The 9,295-nt window shown below is 67.5% G+C and carries 11 protein-coding genes; 3 read left to right on the plus strand and 8 right to left on the minus strand.

Features of this window, described 5'->3' with window-relative positions; all coding sequences use genetic code 11:
* Nucleotides 1–21 precede the first annotated feature (21 nt).
* The 3 genes from ACWD4O_RS41850 (at nucleotide 22) to ACWD4O_RS41860 (ending at nucleotide 2,398) form a co-directional block, all read left to right on the plus strand.
* On the plus strand, nucleotides 22–1,236 hold the full coding sequence (locus tag ACWD4O_RS41850) for a GAF domain-containing sensor histidine kinase (RefSeq protein WP_451288293.1): 1,215 nt from the start codon (nucleotides 22–24) through the stop codon (nucleotides 1,234–1,236).
* On the plus strand, nucleotides 1,233–1,880 hold the full coding sequence (locus ACWD4O_RS41855; protein ID WP_451288294.1) for a response regulator: 648 nt from the start codon (nucleotides 1,233–1,235) through the stop codon (nucleotides 1,878–1,880). Before ACWD4O_RS41850 ends, ACWD4O_RS41855 begins: the two co-directional genes overlap by 4 nt.
* A gap of 116 nt (nucleotides 1,881–1,996) precedes the next feature.
* The gene (locus ACWD4O_RS41860) at nucleotides 1,997–2,398 is read left to right on the plus strand and encodes a nuclear transport factor 2 family protein (RefSeq protein ID WP_451288295.1); all 402 of its coding nucleotides are present in this window, start codon (nucleotides 1,997–1,999) and stop codon (nucleotides 2,396–2,398) included.
* Between the two features lie 52 nt (nucleotides 2,399–2,450).
* On the opposite strand, the gene ACWD4O_RS41865 is transcribed toward ACWD4O_RS41860, so the two are convergent.
* The 8 genes from ACWD4O_RS41865 to ACWD4O_RS41900 form a co-directional block, all read right to left on the minus strand.
* Entirely contained in the window at nucleotides 2,451–2,816 is a 366-nt protein-coding gene (locus ACWD4O_RS41865; protein WP_451288296.1) for a nuclear transport factor 2 family protein, read from the minus strand.
* A gap of 196 nt (nucleotides 2,817–3,012) precedes the next feature.
* Nucleotides 3,013–4,587, minus strand: a complete 1,575-nt coding sequence (locus ACWD4O_RS41870; protein WP_451288297.1) for an FAD-binding oxidoreductase — start codon at nucleotides 4,585–4,587, stop codon at nucleotides 3,013–3,015.
* Nucleotides 4,584–5,477, minus strand: a complete 894-nt coding sequence (locus ACWD4O_RS41875) for a Crp/Fnr family transcriptional regulator (RefSeq protein WP_451288298.1) — start codon at nucleotides 5,475–5,477, stop codon at nucleotides 4,584–4,586. Before ACWD4O_RS41875 ends, ACWD4O_RS41870 begins: the two co-directional genes overlap by 4 nt.
* 21 nt (nucleotides 5,478–5,498) lie before the next feature.
* Complete coding sequence (locus tag ACWD4O_RS41880) at nucleotides 5,499–6,698, minus strand: FAD-dependent monooxygenase (protein WP_451288299.1); 1,200 nt, start codon at nucleotides 6,696–6,698, stop codon at nucleotides 5,499–5,501.
* A gap of 83 nt (nucleotides 6,699–6,781) precedes the next feature.
* A complete protein-coding gene (locus ACWD4O_RS41885) occupies nucleotides 6,782–7,018 on the minus strand; it encodes a dihydrodiol dehydrogenase (protein ID WP_451288300.1) in 237 nt (78 codons plus the stop codon).
* Nucleotides 7,019–7,029: 11 nt separating this feature from the next.
* The gene (locus ACWD4O_RS41890) at nucleotides 7,030–7,563 is read right to left on the minus strand and encodes an aromatic-ring-hydroxylating dioxygenase subunit beta (protein WP_451288301.1); all 534 of its coding nucleotides are present in this window, start codon (nucleotides 7,561–7,563) and stop codon (nucleotides 7,030–7,032) included.
* A gap of 21 nt (nucleotides 7,564–7,584) precedes the next feature.
* Nucleotides 7,585–8,796: an NAD(P)/FAD-dependent oxidoreductase gene (locus tag ACWD4O_RS41895; RefSeq protein ID WP_451288302.1), complete on the minus strand. Its 1,212-nt coding sequence runs from the start codon at nucleotides 8,794–8,796 to the stop codon at nucleotides 7,585–7,587.
* Between the two features lie 2 nt (nucleotides 8,797–8,798).
* Nucleotides 8,799–9,295, minus strand: a 497-nt coding sequence (locus tag ACWD4O_RS41900; protein ID WP_451288303.1) for a ferredoxin, incomplete at its 5' end; no start/stop codon positions are given.

Consider the following 9,295-nt stretch of genomic DNA (forward strand, 5'->3'; position numbering starts at 1 on the left):
AGCCACCGCCCGCTTTTGGCCATGGTCAACCGCTACGCGCTGTGTTACGTTGCAGTCACTGTTACGTTGCCGTCATTCGGCATCGTCGCCGTAGAAGAGCGGTACATCATGAACAGTCACGCGCCAGTCAAAGCCATCGCATTACAGCGCACACCGGCCGCTGTTATTCGGGCCGCCGTAGACGTTGCGCGAGACGCGTTGGGTTCTGACGTCGCCTTCGGGGCGATCGGTTCCCGCGCCACGGAATTCCCGATCGCCTCGGCGAAAGGAATTCGCGACCCACGGTGGAGCAGCATCGTCGTTCGACCGCACACCGGGCTCGGGGGCGAAGTCCTGGCGCGGGGACGCCCCATGATCGTTGCGGACTACGCGTCGGACGTACATATCAGTCGCGACTTCGTCGAGATTGTGGCGCGGGGAGAGGGGCTGCGAGCGGTTGCCTGTGTCCCCGTGCTGGGTCCTGCGGGTGTCGAGGCGCTGCTGTATGCCGGTGCACACCTCGAAGGAGTGCTCGGCGACCGTGCGGTCGCGGTCCTCGAACAGCTCGGCGCGTTCGCGTCGGTGGGGCTCGAGCAGATTCGTGCGCGCGAGCTGGAACTCGAACTCGCCCGGTTGCGCGAGCGGGAGCGTCTCGCCGGCCAGCTCCACGATTCGGTGGCACAACGACTGTTCACGATCGGCGCGGTCGCCCAGGCATCTCGCGCCCAGGGCGATCCGACCGGCCTCATCGACGCGATCGAGGAGATCGAGGCGACGGCGGCGGACGCGCGCCGAGAACTGCGCGAGACACTCCTCAAGCTCCACCGTGATCCTGAGAACCTCGCATTCGAGGTGCAACTGGACGGCGAGCTCCGCCTGTTGGAGAGCGTCACCGGTTGCACGGTGCGCGTTGTGCGGCACGGTACCTTCACCCGCATGCCGGACCACATCGCCCGCCTGGTGATCGACACGGCGGTCGAAGGAACGCGCAACGCCGTGAAGCACGGTCACGCGGGTCTCATCGAAGTCGAGATCGTGTACGACGAGGGAAGACTCTCGCTCTCGGTCAAGTCACTGGCAGTCGACGGGCCGCTGGAGCAGCCCGGCAGCGCATCGGCGACGGGGACGGGGACGGGTATCCGCACCCTGCGCACTCGCGCGGAGCGACTGGGAGGTTCGCTGCGGCTTACGGCGGTCTCGACCGGCCGGGCCGTGCTGCGGCTCGACATTCCGTACAACGATATGGCGGTTCGATGAAGGTCCTCGTTGTCGACGACCACCCGGTGGCACGCCGTGGACTGCGCGCGGTGGTGACCTCCAACCTCGGGGAATGCGAGATTTTCGAAGCCGACGACGCGACAACGGCTCTCGCTCTCGCTCACGACTTGTGTCCGGAGATGATCCTTCTGGACGCCCGGATGCCTGAGTCCATGCCGCCGGAGGAGCTGTGCCGTGAACTGCGCGAGTCGCTCCCGAACGTCGTCATCGTCATCTTCACCGCCTTCGACGACGCCGAGGTCCTTCATGCGTGCGTCGCCGCGGGCGCGAACGGGTGCCTGTTGAAGGACACTTCAGAAGTCAACATCGGCGCTGCCCTTCGAGCCCTTCTGGCAGGTCAGTTCGTGCTCGACCCGCGGATCGCCAGGCAGCTCGCCCCAGAGTTCACCAGGCGCCAGGCAAGAGGAACGGTACGGCTCACGGATCGGGAACAGGAGGTGCTCGGGCTCCTCGCGCACGGCTACTCGAACCGCAAGATCGCGCAAGAGCTCTGTCTCTCCGAGACGACCGTGAAGGGATACGTGACCGACCTTCTCCAGAAGCTGGACGCTTCCTCCCGGCTGGAGGCAGTGGTCCGCGCGTACGAACTCGGGCTTGTAGCGCCCGGTGCGGAACGGGTGTGATCGCTCCGGAGGCCGGCCGGAAGTCCCTGTGGCGTTTCCAACATGGGCTGGATGAGCGGGCGTTGGACGAGGCAGATTTCTCGCGTAGCTGTCACGCGACAAGGGAGTCGCCCAGGATGAATACGCAAGAGCCGGCGGCGACCGCCCGCGACTTGGAGCGCGGCAAACGCGCCGTGGAAGGCTTGTTCGAGATCATCTACGGACCGACCGAAGGACTCGACCGCCTCGACGAGTTCGTCGCCGAGGACTACGTCCAGCACAACCCGAACCTCGCCCAGGGACGTGAGGGGCTGAGGGAGTTCTTCACCCACGTCCTGTCCCTCCCGCCGTCGGAACGACTCGACTCCTCGAAGACGGTGACGGTCAACCTGGTCGCCGAGCGCGACCTCGTCCTGCGACACGAGATCCGCACGGACGGAGTGCTCTTCGATCTTTTCCGGGTGAAGGACGGCCTGTTGCAGGAACATTGGGACGCGTTCCGCCCGAATCCCGACACACCACCGATCTACGGGCTCTAGCGCTCCGCGCTCAAGCCGTCAGGCGATTTCCTCCTGACGGCTTGAGCAATCCTCAAAACATCGCGGACACGCTCGACTTCGAGATCTCTTGAGCGACGTCCCAATGCTCCACGAGCTTTCCGTTTTCAACGCGCCATATGTCGACGATCGCCAGATCCGGGCTCCCGTCCGCGAATTCCATATGCAGGTGAAGGGCAACCATCTCCCCGTCACCGATGATCCGCTTGACCGTGGCCCGGCCACCCTTGGCCGCTTCGTCTTCCAGATATGCGATGGCGCCTTCCCTGCCTTTGCCGGCTCTGGGGTTGTGCTGGACATAGTCTTCAACGGCATACTGCTCGAAGGCTTGGCGAGCGCCATGAGCCTGAAGGGCCGAGAGGAAACCTTCGAGCACATCACGGCTCGTCGGGACGGTCATTCGTCGGCCTCCTGGTGCGACACCCGGTCAACATTGCACATTTCCATGAGTGGGCAACGATCCCGAAGCCCGGCGACAAGCTCGACAGCCGAAGACTGCGCCCCCGCCGGACATACCGCAACGGCCATGTTCGTTCAACGAACGTCTTCAACGGCGTAAGGCTGAGCAGAGGGAGCGCGGGCACACGCCGTGCATGTCACCGGGCGCGGTACCGCGCGGGCCAGATGCCGTGCCGGCCCGGGGAGAGAATCCCCTTCGGGTCGACGGCATCCTTGATCGTCTCCGCGAAGCGCCGGTAGGCGTGGTCACCGAAGGCGAGCTGGTCCTGCGCGAGGTCCGAGAAGTCGAGGTGCGACCGGTACTCGGCGTAACCCTGCTGCCCGAGCTGCACGAGCAGTTCCTTCGCGGTGTCGATCGTCGCCCGCAGGTGGCCGGTGTCGTGCCGGTTGAAGAACATCGCCGACACGACGATCGCGGAACGCTCGTTCGTCACGAACACCTGCGCCGAGAAGTTGACGCCCGTGCGCTCGACGACCTTGTCCTTGATCTGCTGGACGACTTTCGCGACCTCCTCACCGCGCAGCGGCACGACGGGCGAGAAACCGACATGCCCCACGAAGTCGGGAAGGCTGTCGAGGATGTCGCTGCTGGGCACACCGCCGGAGATACGGTCGATGAGCCCGGCGTCCTTGATCTCGTGCCAGTTCTCCGCCGTGTACGTCGCGAGACGACGCACCTCGCCACCCTCGATCGCGCTCCACGCCTCGCGGATCCGGCGCTCGTGCACGTCGATCACCTCGGGGTCGCCCCACAGGGCTGTACGCACGCCCCACCGGCCGAGCCCGGTCTCGTCGGCGATCGCGTCGAGCTGCTCCTCCGGCATCGCCGGGGTGCCCGGCGGCGGGATCCTGCCCTTGAACTCGGGGAAGTGCGCGTCACCCACCGTCAACAGGTCGAGCACATAGGGGATGCCGCGGAGGATCCCGTCCAACCGCAGCTCGCGCACGACGTCGATCACCTGCGCCAGCTGGTGGTAGCGCGGGACGGAGAGGTAAAGCGGCGCGTACGCCTTCGGCCGGCGCTGGAGCCACACTCCCGCCTTTGTGACGATGCCGTAGTTCGACTGCGCGAACAGCGGGTCGACCACGGGCCCGAGCCCTCGCTTGTAGAGGTGCCAGGTGGGGTTGTCCTCCTGTGCGCCGAAGCCGGTGCGCAGGAGCGACCCGTCCGCGAGCACGACCTCCAGCCCGTTCAGCGTGTTGAAGTCGGAGCCGTTCGGCAGGAACGTCTGACCGTTGTCGAGCGAGTTGCCGATGACAGAGCCCCAGCCGATGTCCGGTACGGACACGAGCAGTTCGTCGCCCTGCTCGTGCAGCACGTCGTAGAGGTCGTACCACCGGGCACCGGGCTCGACGACCGCGTACGCGAGTTCGGTGTCGACCTCCAGGACGCGGTCCATCTTGCGGAAACTGATCAGCACGGAGCCCTTGACCCGCGCCGAGGGGCCGCCGTAGCCGTTGTTGCGGCCCTGCGACGATGCCCACACCGGGACCTCGTGGCGGTTCGCGACGCGGACGATGTCCTGCACCTGCTCGGTCGTGGTCGGGAACAGGACGAGGCTCGAGTCGTACGTCCGGTCCTCCGTGGGCCAGTACGGGTCGCGGTACTCGTCACGTTCCTCGTCGGCGACGAGCGCGTTGTCACGGCCGACGACCGCGACGAACTCGTCTCGCACGGCGTCGGGAAGCTCGAAGGGGACCGGATCACTCATGCCCGTACCTCCGTCGCGCTCAGTCGGCCACCGGGAACACCGTGCATGGTTGTCTCTCCTTCTGACGTCCGCGGTCGCGGACCGACCTGCCGCTGCGAGCCTGCTCGGAGCGGCAGGTGACCGGAAGCGGGAGTGTAATTTGCCACACTGGTTTTCGAGGGACCGCGCCGCTCTGTCGTGCGGGCCTGGGGCTCGTGCTTGGCATGGTGGGCGAGCTGCTTCTCGTCGAGGACGACGATCTCGCATCCGTCACGGCGGACCCATCCCTGCCGGGCGAAGCCCGCGAGCGACTGATTGACGCTCTCCCGGGAAGCGCGCACATGCAGTGCGAGCTCTTCCTGACTGAGCCCGAGATCCACTCGGATGCCCTCCGGTGTACGGCGGCCGAAGCGCTGGGCCTCGCGCAGGATCGCGCGCGCGAGCCGCGTTCCGACGTCCAGGCCGAAGACGTCGTGCAGCGCGTCGTTCTGGCGCTGCGCCCGCAGGACGAGGAGGTGGATGAAGCGCATCGCCGCCCCTGTGTGGGCAGCGAGCCATTCGAGCATCGACTCGGTCGAGAGCTCCGCGATCCTCGCCGGGCCGAGAGTGACGGCCGTCGTGGGCTGCGGCCGCGGGTCGAAGAGGTCGAGGCTGCCCAGCAGTTCACCCGGTCCCGCGATGACGAGGATGTTCTCACGCCCGTGCTCGCCACGCCGCGAGATCTTCACGCGGCCGGAGATGACGAGATGGACGCGGGTCGGGTCACCTGCCTGGAAGACCGTGTTGCGCGGGGGAAACGTGACAAGGAGCGCCCTCTTGAGGAAGTCGCGTACGACCGGCTCAGGCAGTTCGTCGAGCAAGGAGGCGCGCCGGACGTCTCCGGTCACGCCCATGGGCACCGTCGCCATCATGTACTCCGTCGTGCATGACATTCAGATCGCCGCGCCGACAGGCAGGGATACCGAGGGTCCGCCGGCGCGGACCTGTCGTGCGGTCAGAACGCTGTCGTGGCTGAAGATCCAGCGCATGACGTCCTCCCTGCCGGCCAGCTGGTCAGCGGCGGAGAACTCCGTGTGGCGACCGTCGTACTGGAGCCCGAGGCGGCGGGAGAACCGCTGGATGTAGGAGGCCCGCTCGCGGCGTGCACGGTCGTACTCCTGGAGAGCGGTGGCGACCTCGGTGAGCGGACGGTCGCGCAGCACTTCCACCAGCGCGGCCGCGTCCTCGATCGACTGGTTGCCGCCCTGCCCCACGTGCGGCAGCATCGCGTGCGCGGCGTCGCCCGCCAGCGCCACGCGGCCACGCACCCAGGTCGGGAGTGGTTCGCGGTCGTACAGCCCCCATCGGAAGGTCCTGTCGATCTGGCCGATCAGGCTCCGTACCGACTCGTTCCAGCCGGCGAACTCCTTCGCCAGCTCGGCCGGGTCGCCGGGCGCGGACCAGGACTCGCGCATCTCGTCGTCCGCGGCCACGAAGGCGACGAAGTTCAGCAACTTCGCACGGCGGACGGGAAAGGAGATGAAGTGCCGCCCCGGCCCCGTGAACAGCTGTGCCTCATGGATCGGCCAGTCGGGGAGGCGTTCGGCGGGCACGAGTCCCCGGTAGGCGATCATGCCGGAGAAGACCGGCTCCGGGGCGTCCACGACGAAGGGGCGCACGGCGGAGTGGATCCCGTCCGCTCCGATCACCGCCGCCGCGGTCTCCGTGCTTCCGTCCGCGAAGCGCAGGACGAGTCCGTCGCCGTTCTCGTCCACTCCGACGAGCCGTGCCCCGAGCCGGAGCGCGTCCGGTTCCAGCCGCCAGGACAGCACGTCGATCAGATCGGCCCGGTGGATCGGCCTCGCGCCTCTCGCGTCGACCTCCGAGTCCTCGGACCGAACGCCGTCGTGGTTGTAGAAGGCCATTCTGAGCGGCTCGCGGGACTCGATCTCGCTCAGGCGGTCCGTCAGCCCGAACGAGTCGAGCACCCGCAGCGAGTTGGGAGCGAGCGACACACCCGCGCCGACCTCGCCGAGTGCTTCCGCCTGCTCGTACACCCGGACGGGGATCCCGGCATCGGCCAGCCCGGTCGCCGTCGCGAGCCCCGCGATCCCGGCCCCGATCACTGCGACGCCTTCCGCCGTACGTGCCACCACTGCCTCCATTCATTGACGACCGTGAGGGATGGGTGACCGGCCTTCTCCGGAAGACCGGCCGTCTGCTGTGTCTGCGGCGGTCAGTCCTCTTCGGCGTCCTGGCCGACCGAGGCGCGCAGGAAGCCGGAGAACGTCTCCGCCGTCTGCCAGGTCAGGCTTTCGAGCTCGACGGCGTCGAGCAGGATCCGATATCCGCGGCGGTGGGCGTGGATCTCCAGTCGCTCGCCGTTGCGTGTGTAGACCTTGCGGACGCGTATGTCGGCGAACTCGTTGGAGATCTGGATCGGCGGGTCGTCGCTGTACTGGTATTCGGGCATCGCGATCCCGCCTAGAGGAAGACGCCGAGGTTGGCCGTGCCGAGGATCGTGTGGTTGAGCAGCACTTCGCGTCGCCGCAGACGCCACCCGCCCGCATCCGAGCGCAGGATGTCCCGGCGCTCGGCCAGCAGCAGGTCGTAGTCGGTCGTGTCCCACTGGGAGCGGTGAAGCGTCAGGTAGCTCTTCACCTCCACCTCGCCCGGTCCCAGCTCGCGCACACGTACGTTGGTCACGACACGGCGTGTGCGGGAAGGCGGGTCCTCCGCCCACGCGTGCTCGGTCAGCAGCCGGTCGACCCGCACACGCATGCTCGCGTAGGTGTCCTTCATGTGGAACGCTTCTCGGCTGAATTCCGAGACCCCCGCCGCGCGCTCTCGCGTCGTACGGATCGGGATCAGGTACTCGAGCTCCTCCGACAGGCACGTGTCGGCCCAGCCTGTGTAGTCGGCCTCGTCCAGGAGCTCCGCCTCCCGGTACAGAAACTGCGTGCAGGACCGCTCCAGTTCCGCACCGACCAGTGGGGGACTCGTCTGTTCTACCGTCATGGCATCGCCTTTCGCGCGGGGTCAGGAAGAAATGGACGGGGCGTCGACCCGCTCGCCGCGTGAGCCGCTCTGAGCAAGGAGGCGCCGGAACTTGAGCATGCTGCGTGTCGAGTTGAGCGCGACGACTCCCGTCAGCCGCTCCTCGCGCTCGTAGAGCGCTACGAACCGCTGCTCGGCGAGCGTTCCCTCGACGATCCGGACCCGATCGGTCGGTTGGGGGACCCCCGCGATCTCGATCTTGACGCCGTACTGCTCGGACCAGACGAAAGGGACCGGTGAGTAGCTGCCGGACTGCCCACCGTCGAGGAGGGCACGGGCGACGAACGCGCCCTGCTCCGAAGCATTGGTCCAGTGCTCCACCCTCATGGTCTGCTCGAACAACGGGTTGAACCACCGCGCCACATCACCCGCCGCGTAGACATCGGCGACCGACGTGGCGCAACGGTGGTCGCACAGCACCCCGTCGGAGATGTTCACGCCCGACCCGGCGAGCCAGTCGGTCACCGGCCGTGCGCCGATCCCCACGACCACGACATCGGCGTCGATCATGCGGCCGTCTCTGAGACGTACGCGCTCCACGCGCGCACCTCCGTCGAACCCCTCGGCCGACGAGCCACAGACCAGGCGCACTCCCGCGGCCAACGGAACCTCGGCACACGCGAGCGCGATCTCGGACCCGAGAATGCGTGCCATCGGAGCCGCGAGAGGCTGGATGAGCACCACGTCGCAGCCGAGTCGGCGGGCGGTCGACGCGACCTCGGAGCCGAGGAAGCCCCCGCCGACGACGGCGACGCGCGGCGAGCCCTGGAGCGCGGACCGGATCGCGAGGCAGTCGTCGACCGTGCGCAGCGGGTAGACGCCCTGGAAGAGGTCCCAGTCGCGCGGCATCCACGGTGCGCTGCCGGTCGCGATCACCAGTTGGTCATATGCCAGCGGTTCGCCGTCGTCGAGCTCCAGTGTCTTTCCGGCCGGATCCAGGGCGCGCGCTCGCCGCCCGAGCCGCAGGTCGAGGTCGAGCGCGGCCAGCCGGTCGGCGGACAGCAGCTGGATGTCGTCCGGCGAGGCCTGACCCCCGAGCACCGCCTTCGACAGCGGCGGACGGTCGTACGGCAGACGCTTCTCGGCTCCGACAAGCACGACCTCACCGTCGAACCCTCGATCCCGCAGGGTCTCGGCGGTTCGGATGCCCGCCAGCGAGGCGCCGGCCACGACGACGCGCCGTTGTCGGTGCATCGTCAGTCTCCCAGGTTCAGCGCACGCGCCGGGCAGTCGCGAACGGCGTGCCCGACCTGGGCCCTCAGATCCTCCGGGGGCTCCTCGATCAGAAGCTGGACGAACCCGTCGTCGTCGAGATCGAACACACGCGGCTCGGCGATGACGCAGTTGCCGTAGCCCTGACACTTCCTGCGGTCCACCAGTACCTTCATGTCTCCCGTCCCTTGTCGGCGACACGTCGCCCGCCACCAGCCGCAAAGCGCTGAGGTCGATGGAAGCCGACTGTAATGACGCTGCCCTGACGGTGAACAGCGTCCAAAGGTCGGGGACAAGTTGCTTCCTTCGGAGGGGTCACGCCGGTCGATCGCGGCGTTAGCGTCGGCGACGCTGTCGCCTGGAATCTCGACGGGGCGCCCTTCTGGAAGGGGCACCCGTTCGGCCGGCGCCTTGGAGAAAGCAAACTTGAGGAGGAACCCATGGTGGCTGCTGACCGGCAGGCCGGGACGGGCGGTTACGT

Source organism: Streptomyces sp. NPDC002623 (genome assembly GCF_053592635.1).

Coding starts and splice junctions, on each gene's coding strand:
- ACWD4O_RS41855 (WP_451288294.1), top strand. CDS start 1,233: ATGAAGGTCCTCGTTGTCGACGACCACCCGGTGGCACGCCGTGGACTG.
- ACWD4O_RS41860 (WP_451288295.1), top strand. CDS start 1,997: ATGAATACGCAAGAGCCGGCGGCGACCGCCCGCGACTTGGAGCGCGGC.
- ACWD4O_RS41850 (WP_451288293.1), top strand. CDS start 22: ATGGTCAACCGCTACGCGCTGTGTTACGTTGCAGTCACTGTTACGTTG.
- ACWD4O_RS41870 (WP_451288297.1), bottom strand. CDS start 4,587: ATGAGTGATCCGGTCCCCTTCGAGCTTCCCGACGCCGTGCGAGACGAG.
- ACWD4O_RS41875 (WP_451288298.1), bottom strand. CDS start 5,477: ATGATGGCGACGGTGCCCATGGGCGTGACCGGAGACGTCCGGCGCGCC.
- ACWD4O_RS41890 (WP_451288301.1), bottom strand. CDS start 7,563: ATGACGGTAGAACAGACGAGTCCCCCACTGGTCGGTGCGGAACTGGAG.
- ACWD4O_RS41895 (WP_451288302.1), bottom strand. CDS start 8,796: ATGCACCGACAACGGCGCGTCGTCGTGGCCGGCGCCTCGCTGGCGGGC.
- ACWD4O_RS41865 (WP_451288296.1), bottom strand. CDS start 2,816: ATGACCGTCCCGACGAGCCGTGATGTGCTCGAAGGTTTCCTCTCGGCC.
- ACWD4O_RS41885 (WP_451288300.1), bottom strand. CDS start 7,018: ATGCCCGAATACCAGTACAGCGACGACCCGCCGATCCAGATCTCCAAC.